The 14,774-nt window shown below is 73.4% G+C and carries 13 protein-coding genes and 1 tRNA gene; 3 read left to right on the forward strand and 11 right to left on the reverse strand.

Going from position 1 to position 14,774, the window contains the following annotated elements; genetic code table 11:
- Positions 1-13: 13 nt before the first annotated feature.
- The 6 genes from ACZDWJ_RS04905 to ACZDWJ_RS04930 all read right to left on the reverse strand — a co-directional run bounded on the left by ACZDWJ_RS04905 (position 14) and on the right by ACZDWJ_RS04930 (position 6,721).
- Complete coding sequence (locus tag ACZDWJ_RS04905; protein ID WP_463519798.1) at positions 14-781, reverse strand: isocitrate lyase/PEP mutase family protein; 768 nt, start codon at positions 779-781, stop codon at positions 14-16.
- Positions 782-892: 111 nt separating this feature from the next.
- On the reverse strand, positions 893-3,136 hold the full coding sequence (katG, locus tag ACZDWJ_RS04910) for a catalase/peroxidase HPI (protein ID WP_463519799.1): 2,244 nt from the start codon (positions 3,134-3,136) through the stop codon (positions 893-895).
- A 37-nt stretch (positions 3,137-3,173) separates the two neighbouring features.
- Positions 3,174-3,623, reverse strand: a complete 450-nt coding sequence (locus tag ACZDWJ_RS04915; protein ID WP_463519800.1) for a Fur family transcriptional regulator — start codon at positions 3,621-3,623, stop codon at positions 3,174-3,176.
- A gap of 228 nt (positions 3,624-3,851) precedes the next feature.
- A tRNA-Leu gene (locus ACZDWJ_RS04920) sits at positions 3,852-3,936 on the reverse strand.
- Between the two features lie 53 nt (positions 3,937-3,989).
- Positions 3,990-5,279, reverse strand: coding sequence for a DUF1501 domain-containing protein (locus ACZDWJ_RS04925; RefSeq protein WP_463519801.1), 1,290 nt, complete (start codon positions 5,277-5,279; stop codon positions 3,990-3,992).
- The gene (locus ACZDWJ_RS04930) at positions 5,276-6,721 is read right to left on the reverse strand and encodes a DUF1800 domain-containing protein (RefSeq protein WP_463519802.1); all 1,446 of its coding nucleotides are present in this window, start codon (positions 6,719-6,721) and stop codon (positions 5,276-5,278) included. The genes ACZDWJ_RS04925 and ACZDWJ_RS04930 overlap by 4 nt, the downstream gene beginning before the upstream one ends.
- A 131-nt stretch (positions 6,722-6,852) precedes the next feature.
- Here ACZDWJ_RS04930 and ACZDWJ_RS04935 point away from each other — a divergent pair, with 131 nt between their 5' ends.
- Together ACZDWJ_RS04935 and galK are read left to right on the forward strand one after the other, a co-directional pair.
- A complete protein-coding gene (locus ACZDWJ_RS04935) occupies positions 6,853-7,446 on the forward strand; it encodes a LysR substrate-binding domain-containing protein (RefSeq protein WP_463519803.1) in 594 nt (197 codons plus the stop codon).
- Positions 7,447-7,469: 23 nt separating this feature from the next.
- Positions 7,470-8,627, forward strand: a complete 1,158-nt coding sequence (galK, locus tag ACZDWJ_RS04940) for a galactokinase (RefSeq protein WP_463519804.1) — start codon at positions 7,470-7,472, stop codon at positions 8,625-8,627.
- Positions 8,628-8,657: 30 nt separating this feature from the next.
- Here the strand turns inward: galK and ACZDWJ_RS04945 are convergent, their stop codons facing one another.
- The 3 genes from ACZDWJ_RS04945 to ACZDWJ_RS04955 form a co-directional block, all read right to left on the reverse strand.
- Positions 8,658-9,392, reverse strand: a complete 735-nt coding sequence (locus tag ACZDWJ_RS04945; protein ID WP_463519805.1) for a hypothetical protein — start codon at positions 9,390-9,392, stop codon at positions 8,658-8,660.
- A 191-nt stretch (positions 9,393-9,583) separates the two neighbouring features.
- Positions 9,584-10,798, reverse strand: a complete 1,215-nt coding sequence (locus ACZDWJ_RS04950; RefSeq protein ID WP_463519806.1) for an acyl-CoA dehydrogenase family protein — start codon at positions 10,796-10,798, stop codon at positions 9,584-9,586.
- Positions 10,798-12,183 (reverse strand): acyl-CoA dehydrogenase family protein, encoded by a 1,386-nt coding sequence (locus tag ACZDWJ_RS04955; protein WP_463519807.1) that lies wholly within the window; start codon positions 12,181-12,183, stop codon positions 10,798-10,800. The genes ACZDWJ_RS04950 and ACZDWJ_RS04955 overlap by 1 nt, the downstream gene beginning before the upstream one ends.
- 127 nt (positions 12,184-12,310) lie before the next feature.
- Here ACZDWJ_RS04955 and def point away from each other — a divergent pair, with 127 nt between their 5' ends.
- Positions 12,311-12,907, forward strand: coding sequence for a peptide deformylase (def, locus tag ACZDWJ_RS04960; protein ID WP_463519808.1), 597 nt, complete (start codon positions 12,311-12,313; stop codon positions 12,905-12,907).
- Positions 12,908-13,151: 244 nt separating this feature from the next.
- Here def and ACZDWJ_RS04965 read toward each other — a convergent pair whose 3' ends face one another.
- Positions 13,152-13,976, reverse strand: a complete 825-nt coding sequence (locus ACZDWJ_RS04965) for a TrmH family RNA methyltransferase (protein ID WP_463519809.1) — start codon at positions 13,974-13,976, stop codon at positions 13,152-13,154.
- 4 nt (positions 13,977-13,980) lie between these two features.
- A complete protein-coding gene (gene cobA, locus ACZDWJ_RS04970; protein ID WP_463519810.1) occupies positions 13,981-14,700 on the reverse strand; it encodes a uroporphyrinogen-III C-methyltransferase in 720 nt (239 codons plus the stop codon).
- Between the last annotated feature and the right edge of the window lie 74 nt (positions 14,701-14,774).

Genomic DNA, 14,774 nt, shown 5'->3' on the forward strand with positions numbered 1-14,774 from the left:
GGCCCGGACGGCCCTAGTTCAGGATGCGCATCGACGAGGGGACTCCCCCGCCGTCGTGCACGGCCTCGACCAGCTCCGCCAGCGCCGTGAGGGCGACGTTCTGCGACATCGGACCGTAGGAGACCCGCGCGACGCCGAGCTCCTGCAGGCGGGCCAGCGATGGGATGCCGGGGATGCCGATGACCGTGAGGCGCTGGGGACCGTAGGCGTCGACGAGGGTCGTGACCTGCTCCTCGTCGAGGCGGCCGGGCACGAAGACCACGGGGGCGCCGGCCTCGAGGAACGCCTTGCCGCGGGTGACGGCCTCCTCGAGCGGGTTCTCGGCCTGACGCGGGAAGGCGTCGGTGCGGGCGTTGAGCACGAAGTCCGGGACGCCCTCGGCCTCGGCGGCCTTCATGATCGCCTCGACCTGGCGGGCCGCCTCGGCCAGCGGCTTGAGCTGGTCCTCGATGTTGGCGCCGACGACGCCCAGGCCGATGGCGCGACGCACGGTCTCGGCGGCGTCGCCGTACCCGCCCTCGAGGTCGGCGGTGACGGGCAGCTGCGTCTGGGCGACGATGCGGCGCACCTCCTCCAGCATCTCGTCGAGCGGGATGTTCTCGCCGTCCTCGTAGCCGCGGGAGGCGGCGATGGAGTGGCTGGCGGTGGCGAGGGCCTTCGTGCCCGGGATGTCGGCGACGACGGTGGCGCTGATGGCGTCCCAGACGTTGACGACGGTGAGCAGCTCGGGGGCGCGGTGCAGGGCCAGCAGCTCGCTGGCGGCATCGGGGCGTGAGGTCATGCCCTGAGTCTGCCGACCGCGGGCCCGAGGGTGGGCCCCGGTGGGGTGAGACGGCGACAGGCCCCGGGGAGTCCTCCCCCGGGGCCTGTCGTCAGGTGCCGTCAGACGGCGTCAGCGCACGTCGAACCGGTCCAGGTCGGAGACCTTGGTCCAGGCGGCGACGAAGTCGCGGACGAACTTCTCCTGGGCGTCGTCGGAGGCGTAGACCTCGGCGAGCGCGCGCAGCTCGGAGTTCGAGGCGAACACCAGGTCGGCGCGGGTGCCGGTCCAGCGGGCCTCGCCGGTGGCGCGGTCCTTGCCCTCGAAGGTGCTGGAGTCCTCCGACGTCGCCGTCCACACCGTGCCCATGTCGAGCAGGTTGACGAAGAAGTCGTTGGACAGCACGCCGACGCGGTCGGTGAGCACGCCGTGGGTGGAGCCGCCGGCGTTCGCGCCGAGCACCCGCAGACCGCCGACGAGCACGATCATCTCGGGCGCGCTGAGGGTGAGCAGGTTCGCCTTGTCGACGAGCTGGAACTCCGCGCCCAGGCGCAGGCCCTTGCCCTCCCAGTTGCGGAAGCCGTCGGCGCGGGGCTCGAGCCAGGAGAACGACTCGACGTCGGTCTGCTCCTGGGTGGCGTCGGTGCGGCCCGGGGTCACCGGGACGGTGATGTCGACGCCGGCCTCGCGCGCGGCCTTCTCGATGCCCGCGGCACCGGCGATGACGACGACGTCGGCGAAGGAGACGCGCTTGCCGTCGGTGCGGCCGGCGTTGAAGGTCTCCTGCACGGTCTCGAGGACGCGGATGGCGCCGGCGAGCTCGTCGGGGTCGTTGACGGTCCAGCCGGCCTGCGGCTGCAGGCGGATGCGGCCGCCGTTGGCGCCGCCGCGCTTGTCGCTGCCGCGGAAGGACGACGTGGCGGCCCAGGCGGTCTTGACGAGCTGGCCGACCGAGAGGCCGGAGTCGAGCGCCGCCTGCTTGAGGGTGGCGATGTCGGCGTCGTCGACGAGCTCGTGGTCGACGGCCGGGACGGGGTCCTGCCACAGCAGGGTCTCCGAGGGCACCTCGGGACCGAGGTAGCGCTGGATCGGGCCCATGTCGCGATGGGTGAGCTTGAACCAGGCGCGGGCGAAGGCGTCGGCGAACTGGTCGGGGTTCTCCCAGAAGCGGCGGGAGATCTCCTCGTAGACCGGGTCGACGCGCAGCGCGACGTCGGTGGTCAGCATGCTCGGGGCGATCTTCTTCGACGCGTCGTGGGCGTGCGGGACGGTCTCGGCGCCCGCGCCGTCCTTCGGCGTCCACTGCCACGCGCCGGCGGGGCTCTTGGTGAGCTCCCACTCGTACTCGAAAAGGTGGGTGAAGTAGTCGTTGGTCCACTGGGTCGGCTTGGTGGTCCAGGTGACCTCGAGGCCGCTGGTGATGGCGTCGGCGCCGACGCCGGTGCCGAAGGAGTTCTTCCAGCCGAAGCCGGCCTCCTCCAGGCCCGCGCCCTCGGGCTCGTCACCGACGTACTGGTCGGGGTCGGCGGCACCGTGGGTCTTGCCGAAGGTGTGGCCGCCGGCGACCAGGGCGACGGTCTCCTCGTCGTTCATCGCCATCCGGCGGAAGGTCTCGCGGATGTCGCGGGCCGCGGCGAGCGGGTCGGGCTGGCCGTTGGGGCCCTCGGGGTTGACGTAGATCAGACCCATCTGGACGGCGGCGAGCGGGTTCTCCAGCTCGCGGTCGCCGGTGTAGCGCTCGTCGCCGAGCCACTCGGTCTCCGGGCCCCAGTAGACGTCCTCGTCGGGCTCCCAGACGTCGGCACGGCCGCCGGCGAAGCCGAAGGTCGAGAAGCCCATCTCCTCGAGCGCGACGTTGCCCGTGAGGACGATGAGGTCGGCCCAGGAGAGGTTCTGGCCGTACTTCTTCTTCACCGGCCACAGCAGACGGCGGGCCTTGTCGAGGTTGCCGTTGTCGGGCCAGGAGTTGAGCGGGGCGAAGCGCTGCTGGCCGGCGCCGGCGCCGCCGCGTCCGTCCTGGACGCGGTAGGTGCCCGCAGCGTGCCACGCCATGCGGATCATGAACGGGCCGTAGTGGCCGAAGTCGGCCGGCCACCACTCCTGGGAGTCGGTGAGGACGTGGGCGATGTCCTTCTTCACCTCGGCGAGGTCGAGGCTCTCGAAGGCCTGGCCGTAGTCGAAGTCACCGCCGAGCGGGTTCGCGACGACGGGGTTCTTCGCGAGGATCTTGAGGTTGAGGCGCTCGGGCCACCAGCCGCGGTTGCCGCCGCCCTGGGTCGGGTACGGGGCGCGCTCGGTGCCGTGGACGACGGGGCACTTCGCCTCGCTCTCGCTCTCGTTCATGTCGGCGACGCGGGTCTCGTGGTTCTCGGTCATGACTTCCTTCCCGGACTTCGCAGGCGTGACCGGACGGTCACGCGGTGGGGGTGGTGCTCTGGCTGGTGGAGCGGGTGGAGCAGGAGGGGCACAGGCCCCAGAACACGACCTCGGCCTCGTCGATGACGAAGCCGTGGTCCTCGGAGGGGTCGAGGCAGGGGGCCGCGCCGACGGCGCAGTCGACGTCGACGACGGCGCCGCAGGAGCGGCAGACCAGGTGGTGGTGGTTGTCGCCGATGCGCGACTCGTAGCGGGCCGTGGATCCGGCCGGCTGGATGCGGCGGACGAGTCCGGCGTCGGTGAGCGCCCGCAGGACGTCGTAGACGGCCTGGTGCGACACCTCGCCGATGTCGTCGCGGACGGCGCCGATGAGCGTCTCGGTGTCGGCGTGCGGGTGCTGGTGGACCGCCTCGAGGACGGCCAGCCGGGGACGCGTCACCCGCAGCGACGCCTCACGGAGCGTGCGTGCGTGATCGGGAGCGGCCATGGCGCGAGCCTGCCGCACTTTCTTGAATGATTCAAGAGAAGACACGCCGGACACCTCCATCCCGAGAGAAGCGGGGCCGCGACGCGGTCGTCGTGACGCCCGTCTCCGAGCCTGACACCCCCGGAGGATCCGCCCAAGCAAGGCAGCACTGGCTCACCTGCTCGGCTCCTGGGCGCGCGACCCCGGGAACGCAGAAGGGCGGCCCCGCAGGACCGCCCTTCTGATCTGTGTCCGAGGGGGGACTTGAACCCCCATGCCCAATAAGGGCACTAGCACCTCAAGCTAGCGCGTCTGCCAATTCCGCCACCCGGACGAGTGCGGTGGAACCGTACCAAAGCACGGCCGGAATCACCGCATCGGGGGCCCTCACCTCATGAACCCCAGGGGCCTCAGGCGTCCCGCATCGGGGAAGACGCGGGAGCGGTCGACCTCCGGGAAGCGCCGATCGACGATCTCGGCGAGCACGTGGCGGTAGTCGGTGGTGACGGCGAGGTCCCCCGCGACGCGCTCGTCGGCGTCCAGCCCCGGCCAGCGGGCGTGGTAGCCGCCGCGCACCCCGGCCCCGAAGACGAGCACGGCGTTGCCGTAGCCGTGGTCCAGCCCGCCGGCGCCGTTCTGCTGCACCCGTCGTCCGAACTCGCTCAGCGTCACGAGGGTGACTCGCGCGGCGTCCGGTCCGAGGTCGGCGAAGAAGGCCGCGACCGAGGAGGCGAGATCGCCGAGGCTGCGCTCGAGCCGGCCGGAGAGCTCGCGGTGGTGGTCCCAGTCGCCGGAGTCGACGGTGATGGCCCGCACGCCCACGCCGCTGCGGATCATCGCCGAGGAGGCACGCAGCGCCTGGCCCAGCGGGCTGGCGGGGTAGCGGACCCCACGGCGCACGCCGCGCTCGTAGGTCGTGCGCACCGTCGCCCCGCGCGCGACGGCCGCGAGGGCCTCGCGTCCGGCGGCGGACGGCCCGCTGGCGAGGCCGGCCGACGAGCCGTGGAGCGTGCGGAGGGCCGAGCTGACCGCCGCTCCCCGGGCGCTGCCGGCGAAGGGCGTCACGAGCGACGACGGGTCCTCCATCGCCAGCGTGTCGGCCGCGCCCCGCAGCGACGCGGGCAGCAGCGTGGAGCCCATCTGGACGCCCTCCATGGCCCCCGCCGGCGAGGAGAGTCCGGACACCAGGCGGTTGAGCCAGCCGCTGCGACTGCGGCCCCGGGGGTCGGCGTCCTCGACCTCGAGCAGCGCGTCGAAGTGCGACCGGTTGGGCGCGTGGAGGCCGACGGCGTGCAGCGCCGCCATGCGGCCGTCCTTCCACAGCGGCAGCACCGGCCGCAGCGCGGGGTGGAGCCCGAAGGTCGCGTTGGGCACCAGCAGACGCGAGCGCGCCACCGCGATGCCGGGCCGCGCCGCGTAGTAGGCCTTCTCCGCGTGCGGCACGACGATGCTCAGCCCGTCGGAGCCGCCGCGCTGGGAGAGCACCACCAGCACGCGGCCATCGGAGGTCGCACCGTAGGTCGGGGTCATCACCGCGTCGGCGAGCACGCCGCCGCCGGCGAAGGCCATCGCGCCGGCGGCGCCCTGGAGGAGCCGGCGACGGTCCAGTGCGGCGCGGGTGCCGTCGTCGCAGGCGCAGCTCCCGGCGTCGCTCGGCCGGCTCGTGAGGTCGGTCATCGCAGCAGTCCTGACGGGTCGTTGAGCACGGTGCCGCGCAGCAGGTGGTAGGTGTCGTCGTCGACGGCGGCCGCCGAGGCGAAGGAGTGCTGGGGCGAGAGCCGCAGCGCCTGGCCGACCGCCGTGACCAGCCGGTCCCCCGCGCGCCGGCCGAGCAGCAGCTCGGACTGCTGGCGGGTCAGGGACGCCAGCGTCTGCGGCCAGGTCGCGGGCAGCTGATCGGCCTTGTCCGGGGCGAGCACGGCCTTGGAGCCGTCGCTGGCCAGGCCGGCGAGCAGGTAGTGCGCCTCCCAGCCCTGGAGCATCCGCGACGCCCCGAGGTAGCGGCCGCTGGTCTCGGGCCAGCCGTCGGGCGCCGGCCACCGGTAGCTCATCTGCCCCATCGACCACCCCAGCTCGACCAGTCGGTGCACGAACGCGCCGGGCTGGGCTCCGATCGGGCGCAGCCCGAGCACCCGCGCCGCCCGGACGACGTCGTCGGCAGGCGTCAGGCGCAGGGCGTCGCGTGAGGCCCGGAAGGACGGATGGGCGACGAGCGTGCGCACGCACGCGCGCAGGTCGCCGTCGGTGCGCCGGTAGGTCCGGGCCACGGCGTCGACGATCGCGTGGTCCGGGCTGTCGGCGACGAAGCGCTGGCACAGGCGCGTCGCGACCCGTCGGGCCGTGGCCGGGTGGCGCGCGAGATGGTCGAGCAGCGCGCGCACGGCCGGACGCCCGTCCGCGGAGGAGTTCGCGTGCGTCCAGCCGACGATGCGCACCCGTCCGGTCTGGTGCCGGGCGGGGTCGTAGCCGGCGACGTACCCGGTGGTGGCGGGGTCGACGGTGAAGCCGGTGAGCAGGCGGGCGAGGTCCTTCACATCGCGCTCGACGTAGGTGGCGCGCCCGACGGTGTGCAGCTCGAGCAGCTCGCGGGCATGGTTCTCGTTGATCGCCCCGCGCGCGTTCTGGTCGCCGTCGAGGAACGTCAGCATCGCCGGGTGGACGGTCGCGGCCCGCAGCATCGTGCGGTAGGAGCCGAGGACGTTCGCGCGCACGACCTGGTCGTCGAAGTGGGCGCGCCAGGCGAAGGTCCGACCGCCCAGCGCCGGGATGTAGAGCAGGTTCGACAGCGCGTCGACCATCCGCTCGCGCACCTGGCGCTCGCTGAGGATCCGGCGCGCGATGGTGCGGGCGATCACCTCGGTGTCGACCTGGAAGGCCGGCCGCGCTCCGCTCTGGTTGAGCCGCTGGGCGAGCGGGGGCGGATTGCCGAGCGCGGCGAACCAGGCCGGCACGAGCGCGGCGGCCGTGCCGTCGGAGGCGGCGCCGGAGAGCTGCCGATCGAGCCAGCGCGAGGCCGAGCCGGCCGCGCGCACCTGCTGGGCGAGCGCGGGCGTCACGCCGTAGGAGAACCGCTCGACGAGGTGTCGGTCGGCGCTGGGGAGGCGTGGGGATGAGGTCACGGGGGTGACTCCTGGGGCGGCGGGGGGTGGAGCGAGGGAGGGAGTGGCCCGGGGGCGCGGCCTGGCCGGATACTAGGGGTCTCCGGGACCGCCGCGGGCGGACTTGGCCGTAGAGAGGTGTGATCGACCGCATGAGCTTCCGACTCGGCTTCGTCGAGGGGGCCACCCCGGACAAGTGGGCGCGCATCTGGCGCGAGCGTCGCACCGACGCCCTCGAGCTCGTCCTGCTCGCCACCGCCGATCAGGACCGGGCCCTGCGCGACGGCGAGGTCGCGATGGCCCTGGTGCGGCTGCCCGTCGACCGCGACGGCGTCCACTGCATCCCGCTCTACGAGGAGCATCCGGTGGTCGTCGCCGGGCGCGAGCACCTGATCGCCGCGGCCGACGACGAGGTCACCCTCGCCGATCTTGACGACGAGCAGCTCGTGCGTCCGCTCGACGCCGGCCACGCCTCCTCATGGCGCCCCTCCGCCGAGCAGCTCGCCTGGCCGGAGATGTCGGCCAAGGACGCCGTCGAGACCGTGGCCGCCGGCACCGGCGTCGTGGTCCTCCCGATGTCGGTCGCGCGCCTCCACGGACGCAAGGACGTCGTGCAGCGGCCGGTCGCCGACCTCGACCCGACCCGCATCGGCCTCGCCTGGCTCATCGAGCGCGACGACGACCCGCGCGTGCAGGACCTCATCGGCATCGTGCGCGGGCGCACCGCCCGGTCCTCCCGGGGCTGACCCGCGGCCCTAGGCTCTGCGCCGTGGCCTTCCTCACCGCCGGCGATCCCGTCCGCACCGCCTCGCTCCTGCGCACCGACTTCGCCCGCCGCTTCGGCGCCGAGGCCGAGTCGGGCGCCCGCGCTCCGGGCCGGGTCAACCTCATCGGCGAGCACACCGACTACAACCGGGGGCTCGTCCTGCCGCTGGCGCTCCCCCACGCCGCCGTCGCCGTGGTGCGTCGTCGCTCCGACGACGTCGTGCGGGCCGCGAGCACGGGCGTCGACGAGACGTGGGTCGGCCGCCTGACCGATCTCGAGCCCGGCGCGGACCGACCCGGCTGGGTCGGGTACGCGGCCGGCGCGGCCTGGGCCCTGGGACGCAGCACCGGGTTCGACGTCCTCGTCGACTCCACGGTGCCCCTCGGCGCGGGACTCTCGAGCTCGGCCGCCCTGGAGTGCGCGGTCGCGACGGCCCTGTGGCTCGCCGAGGGCGAGAGCCTCGACGCCGAGGCCCGACGCACCCTCGCGGCCGCCGCGATCCGCGCCGAGACCGAGGTCGTCGGGGCCCCCACCGGCGGCATGGACCAGACGATCTCCATGCTCGGCGTCGCCGACGCCGCCCTGCTCATCGACTTCGACGACGACTCCGCGCGACCGGTGCGACTGCCTGGCGCGGCGTGGGCCTGGCTGGTCACCGACACCCGCGTGAGCCACGCGCTCGTCGACGGCGGCTACGCCACGCGTCGCGCCGACTGCGAGGCCGCCGCGGCCGCCCTCGGCGTCGCGTCGCTGCGCGCGGCGACGCTCGAGGGCGTCACCGCGCTCGAGGACGAGCGGGTGCGTCGCCGGGCCCGGCACGTCGTCACCGAGATCGAGCGGGTCGAGGACGCCGTCGCGGCCCTCGAGGGGCACGACCCCGACGCGCTCGGCACGCTCATGGTCGAGTCGCACGTCTCGATGCGCGACGACTTCGAGATCTCCTGCCCCGAGCTCGACGCCGCCTTGGAGGCGGCGCTGGCCGCCGGCGCGGCCGGCGCCCGGATGACCGGCGGCGGCTTCGGCGGCTCGAGCGTCGCACTCGTGCCGGCCGACAGGATCGACGAGGTCGCCGCCGCGATCGACGCGCGCTTCGCCGCGGAGGGCTTCGGCGCGCCCCAGCACCTGAGGGCGATCGCGTCCGCGGGCGCGCACGCGCTCTGAGACGGCAGCGCCGCGGCTCGGTGGTCCCGCCTAGAGATCCTTGCCCAGCGCGCAGCGCGTGCGATCGGACGCGGCGATGATGCGGTACTCGGCGTAGCGCTGGGCGGCGCGAACCCGCCGGGCGCCGAGGTCGCCGTGCCCATGGTCGTCGAGCGTGACGACGGCCGTCCGGACGCTCGGCTCGGAGTCCGCCTGCGAGCGCTTGATGGCGAACGAGACCGTGAGCCGGTCACCGGGAGCTCCGTCGTCGATCCGCGCGCTCACGCGGCGCGAGCCATCGGAGAAGTTCTGCACCGTCGTGCGGATGACGCCACCGTGCGAGCAGCGCTTGGCTCGATGGACCCGCGGTGGCCCTGCGCGGAGAGGGATGGCACCCGAGGCTGCGTCGCAGGTCGCCCCGCCATCGTCGAGGACGCCGCGGAACGACGGGTCGTCGCTCGATGCGGAGAGACCGACGATGACGTCCTCGGTGCTGTCGCCCTGCTCGTCGAGCTGCGGATACCACTCGACGTAGCCCTCGCGACCCGGCTGCGTGACCCGGTAGGTCAGTCGATGTCCCGGCGGGCCGCCGCGCAGGGTCAGGTACAGCGTGGCCTTCGCCGGGGTGTCTCGATGCACGCGTCCGATCAGGTGGCCGAGCGGGCCGCAGTCGGCGTCGATGAGCCGCGTGGACGGATCGGCTCCGCGTGACGACGTCGGGGCGCTCAGCGCCGGCGCGGAGCCGGTGGCTGCGAGGAGCAGCGCGGCGGCCGGGAGCAGGAGCATGGCGGGACGCGGCGAGCGGAGCACGAGACCTCGATTCCGAGAGGGTGGGTCGCAGGCGACGCTAGTGCCGATCGCGCGCCGGCGTGGCCGAACCGTCAACCCGCGCCCATGGCCCGAGCCGAACGACGACGGCCCGCCCCCGAGAGGGACGGGCCGTCGACGATGGTGCTGGGACGTGCTGGGTCAGGCGCTCACTTCAGCTCGGCGCTGGAGAGACCGAGGATCCGGCGCGCCACGATGAGCTGCTGGATCTGCTGGGTGCCCTCGAAGATGTCGAGGATCTTGGAGTCGCGCGACCACTTCTCCAGCAGCTCGGTCTCGGAGTAGCCGAGGCCACCGGCGAGCTCGACGCACGAGAGCGTGATGTCGGAGCCCACGCGGCCGGCCTTGGCCTTGGCCATGGAGGCCTCCAGCGAGTTGGGCTGGCGGTTGTCGGCCATCCACGCCGCCTGCATCATCAGCAGCCGGGCGCCCTCCCAGTCCGACTCCATCTGCAGGTACTTCGCAGCGGCGGCCGACTGGTTGTAGGCGGGACGGTCGTAGTCGATCGTGACGCCGGCCTGCTCGAGCAGGTCGCGGGTGAGGTCGAGGGCGGCGCGGGCGCAGCCGACGGCCATCGAGGCCACCAGCGGCCGGGTGTTGTCGAAGGTCGCCATGGCGCCGGCGAAGCCCTGCTTGACGTCGATGTCCGGCGAGCCGAGCAGGTTCTCCTTCGGCACGCGGCAGTCGTCGAAGATGATGACCGCGGTGTCGGAGGCCTTGATGCCGAGCTTGTGCTCGAGCCGCTCGACGCGCATGCCGGGCGTGCCCTTCTGCACGACGAACGACTTGATCGCCGCACGCCCCAGGGACTTGTCGAGGGTGGCCCACACGACGACGGAGTCGGCCCGGTCACCGGAGGTGACGTAGATCTTCTCGCCGTTGAGGACGTACTCGTCGCCGTCGAGGACGGCGGTGGTGGAGATGTTGGCGGAGTCCGAGCCGACGGCCGGCTCGGTGATCGCCATCGCGGCCCACGTGCCCTCGAAGCGCTTGAGCTGCTCCTCGTCGGCCACGGAGGCGATCGCGGAGTTGCCCAGGCCCTGGCGGGGCATGGAGAGCAGCAGGCCGACGTCGCCCCAGCACATCTCGGCGATCGACATCACCGAGGCGAGGTTGGAGCCGTTCTTGTTGCCGGCCGGCTCGCCCTTGTCGTCACGACGCACGCCGGCGGCGCCCGCACCCTCGCCCGCGCCGGACTCGGAGAGCCCGTCGATCATCGCGGCGAGCATGTCGAGCTCCTTGGGGTACTCGTGCTCGGAGAGGTCGTACTTGCGCGAGATGGGGCGGAGCATGTTCATGGCGACCTGGTGGGCCTGGTCGCGCAGCGGGCGGAACTTCTTGGGGTCCTCGAGGTGGATGGCCATCAGACCAGCACGCTCCCTTCCATGACTCCGATGGCCCGCAGGTCGCGGTACCAGCGCTCGACGGGGTACTCCTTGGTGAAGCCGTGGCCACCGAGCAGCTGGACGCCGTCGAGGCCGATCTGCATGCCCTTGTCGGCGCATGCCTTGCGGGCCAGGGCGACCTCGCGGGCGAAGTCCTGGCCGGCCGCCGCGCGTCCGGCGGCCTTGTAGGTGAGCAGGCGCATCGCCTGGAGCTCGATGGCGATGTTGGCGACCATGAACGCCACCGACTGGCGGTGCGCGATCGGCTCGCCGAAGGCCTGGCGCTCCTTGACGTAAGGAGTGACGAAGTCGAGCACGGCCTGGCCGGTGCCGACCGCGAGGGCGCACCACCCGAGGCGGGAGAGCCGCACGCACTCGGTGTAGGTGGAGCCGTCGATCTCGCCGAGCACGGCGTCGGCCGGCACGGTGACGTCGGTGAGCGTGAGGCGCGTCAGGGAGGCGGCGCGCAGGCCCATCGACGGGTCGGCCTCGATCTGCAGGCCCTCGGCGGAGGACTCGACGAGGAAGAGGACGGGCTTGCCGTCGAGCTGGGCGCCGACGACGAACAGCTCGGCCTCGGCGCCGCGGACGACGGCCGACTTCAGGCCGTTGAGCACGTAGCCCTCGCCGGAGCGGGTGGCGGTGGTGGCCGGGCTCAGCACGTCGAAGAGGACGGTGGGCTCGGTGAGCGCGAGGGCGGCGGCGGGGACGTCGTCGCCGGCGAACGCGGGCAGGTAGGTCTTCTGCTGGGCCTCGGTGCCCCACAGGCCGAGCGCGGTGGCGACGGCACCGGGCGCGAGGACGGCCAGCGCCAGGCCCATGTCGCCCTTGGCGAGCGCCTCGGCGACGAGGGTCCCGGCGACCGCGGAGCGCTGCTCGGCGATGCCGCCGAGCTCCTCCGGCACGCCCAGGATCGGCAGGCCGATCTCCAGGCTCGCCTTGAGGAGCTCCTCGGGGGCGGCGCAGGCCTCGTTGGCCTCGGAGGCGGCCGGGTAGAGCACCTCGGCGGCGTACTCGCTCACGACGTCGACGAGCATCTGCTCGTCCTCGGTGGGCGTGAGGTCGAACTGGCCGGTCTTCGGCGCGGAGTCGACCCGGACGCCGGGCTTGCTGCTGGAGCCGACCTTCGCGAACTGGCGACCGGCCGCCGTGGCGGTCTTGAAGCCGTTGCGGGTGACGGTGAAGACGACCTGCTCGGTCTGCTTGCGCAGGCCGACGCGGTCGAGGACGTCGCTCTGCGCCAGCTTGTTGAGGGCGGCGACGGCGTAGCCGATGGGGTCGCGGGACTCCGTGCTGGAGAGTCCGTGCCTGCCGCCGGGTCCCCAGCCCTTCGGCAGCTTCGGAAGGCTCTTGGAAAGGCTCATGGACAGAACTGTAACTCAGAGTTACACGCGCGACTACACCTGTGTTCGTGCGGCAGGTCACAGCCCGGCCGCGCGCCGACCGCACGGGACTGCGATCCCTCCGGGCGGGGTCCGTAGGATCCCCGCCATGTCGCTGCCCACCGACCCGCCCGAGCACACCCCCCACGGCCCGCTGCCCGAGGGCGGGACGGTGCGACCCATCACCCGCTGGGGCACCCCGGTGATGCACCGGCCGCAGGAGCGCGTGACCACCTTCGACGACGAGCTGCGCGCGCTCGTGGCCGACATGGTCGCCACGATGTACGCCGCCGACGGCGTGGGGCTGGCCGCGTGCCAGATCGGCGTCGACCGCGCGGTCTTCGTCTTCGACTGCCCCGACGCGAGCGGTCGTCGCACCGCCGGTGTCGTCTGCAACCCCGAGCTGACGCTGCCCGAGGGCAAGGACCGTCGGCTCGACGACTCCGAGGAGGGCTGCCTCTCCTTCCCCGGCGCCTTCGTCGAGTGCGCCCGGCCCGACGTGGCCTCCGTCCGGGGCCACGGCCTCGACGGCGCCGAGGTCGAGTTCTCCGGCGACGGCCTCCTCGCCCGGTGCCTGCAGCACGAGACCGACCACACCGCCGGCACCGTGTTCGGCGACCGGCTCGCGGCCAAGAAGCGCAAGCGGCTCCAGAAGGAGCACGACCGGCTCGCGGCCGAGTACCCGGCGTCCTGGCCCGCCTCCTGATCGGCGTCCTGCCCGACGCCCTCAGCACACGAAAGAGGCCCGCAGGTCCCTCCCCTCACGGGGGACCTGCGGGCCTCGTCGTTCGGCGAACGCTGTGGCGACGTCCGGCGAGTCGGCGTCCGGGTCGTGCTCCCGTCGGCCTGTCGATGAGATGAGCCTAGGCGCCGTGACTGAGAGGCCTCTGAGCGTGCCGTGAGCGGAGACTGCGAGATTCCCGAGCCGGATCCTCCGAGACCGCCGGGGTCTAGGGCTGGCCGCGCCCCGGGCGCAGGGCGTGGAACGCGACCGCCGAGCTCGCCGCGACGTTGAGGGAGTCGATGCCCGCCGCCATCGGGATCACGACCTCGAGGTCGAGGAGGCGACGGGTGCGCTCGGTGAGCCCGTGGCCCTCGGTGCCGAAGACCAGCGCCAGCCGGTCGGGCAGGTCCGCGGCCAGGTCGTCGATGGCGACGGACTCCGGCGAGAGGCTCATGCCGGCCACCACGTAGCCGCGGGAGCGCAGGTCCTCCAGGCCGGCGACGAACGGGTCGAGACGCGTCCAGGGCAGCTGGAGGGTGGCGCCCATCGAGACCTTCACGGCCCGGCGGTACAGCGGGTCGGCGCAGCGCGGGTCGAGCAGCATCGCGCCCACGCCGAGGGCCGCGGCGTTGCGGGCCAGCGCGCCGACGTTGGCGTGGTCGACGATGCCCTCGAGCACCGCGACCCGCGCCGGCAGGGCGGCGAGGACGTCGTCGAGGCTCGGCAGCGGGCGGCGCTCGAGCGAGGCGAGGGCGCCCCGGTGCACGTGGAAGCCGGTGACCTGCTCGGCGAGGTCCTCCTCGACGACGAAGCACGGCACGTCCGGCGCGAGATCGAGGACGTCGGCCAGCCCGTCGAGCCAGCGCGGGGCCATGAGGAAGGACCGGGGACGGTGCCCGGCGAGCACCGCTCGGCGCACGACCTTCTCCCCCTCGGCCAGGAACAGCCCGTGCGCCACCTCGAGGTGGCGGCGCAGCTGGACGTCGCGCAGGTCGCGGTAGTCCGCGAGGCGCGGGTCGGCGGCGTCGTCGACGTGGACCAGGTGGGCCACGGCGTCAGGCGAACCGGTCGGGATGGGCGACCGCGACGACCTCGCCGACGACGATGATCGCCGGCGGGCGCACCTGCTCGGCCTCCAGCACCTCGGCGAGGGTCTCCAGCGTCGCCAGGACGGTGCGCTCCCCCGGCATCGTGCCGTCGCAGACGACGGCGACCGGAGTGCGTCCAGGACGACCGCCGGCCAGCAGCTCCTCGGCGATGCGCGGCGCGTTCTCGACCGCCATCATCAGCACGAGCGTGCCGCGCAGGCCGGCCACGGCGTCCCAGCGGGTCAGCGACTCCGGGTGGCCCGGGGGCAGGTGCCCGGAGATGACGGTGAACTCGTGGGCGACTCCGCGGTGGGTGACCGGCAGGCCGGTGACGCCGGGCACCGCCACCGGGCTGGTGACGCCGGGGATCACGGTGACGGGGATGCCCTCGGCCCGGCAGGCGATGATCTCCTCGTAGCCGCGCCCGAAGACGAAGCTGTCGCCGCCCTTGAACCGGGCGACGACCTTGCCCTCGCGGGCCTTCTCGACGATGACCCGGTTGATCTCCTCCTGGCTGGCCGAGCGACCGCGCGGCAGCTTGGCCACGTCGACGAGCTCGACGTCGGCCGGCAGCTCGCCGAGGAGCTCGCGCGGCGCGAGCCGGTCGGCGACGACGACGTCGGCCTCCATCAGCGCGCGGCGTCCGGCGACGGTGATGAGGTCGGGGTCGCCCGGACCGCCGCCCACCAGCACGACGCCGGGGGCTCGGGCTGCAGGGCATGCCTAGCTCGCCGGCCGCCCACCGCGGCCCCGATCGGTGG

The organism is Nocardioides sp. B129/18 (genome assembly GCF_055282735.1).